1 protein-coding gene is annotated in these 391 nt (G+C 73.1%); it reads left to right on the top strand.

Features of this window, described 5'->3' with window-relative positions; all coding sequences use genetic code 11:
• A partial coding sequence (locus ACH13J_RS18395; protein ID WP_397544794.1) for a VWA domain-containing protein occupies nt 1–391 on the top strand: 391 nt, incomplete at both ends.

Genomic DNA, 391 nt, shown 5'->3' on the forward strand with positions numbered 1-391 from the left:
CCTCGCGCCCCGGCCATCCAGATGGACGGGCGCGGATCGACGTGGTCGCCACGCTGCGTGCCGCCGTGCCGTGGCAGCGGCTGCGCCGCGCGCGGCGTGACACCGGCCAGCGCGTCATCATTCATCCCGGCGACATCCGCCTGCGCCGTTACGAGGACCGCTCGGACCGTTTGCTGATCTTCACGGTCGATGCCTCCGGCTCGGCCGCGATGGCGCGGCTGGCCGAGGCCAAGGGCGCTGTCGAGATGCTGCTGGTGCAGGCCTATGCCCGACGCGATCACGTGGCCGTGGTCGCCTTTCGCGGAAAGGGTGCCGAGATTCTGCTGCCGCCCACGCGCTCGCTGGTGCAGGCCAAGCGGCGGCTGGCCGGGATGCCGGGCGGGGGCGGCAC

Origin of the sequence: Roseovarius salis (assembly GCF_044472985.1) — a bacterium.
GTDB lineage: Bacteria > Pseudomonadota > Alphaproteobacteria > Rhodobacterales > Rhodobacteraceae > Roseovarius > Roseovarius salis.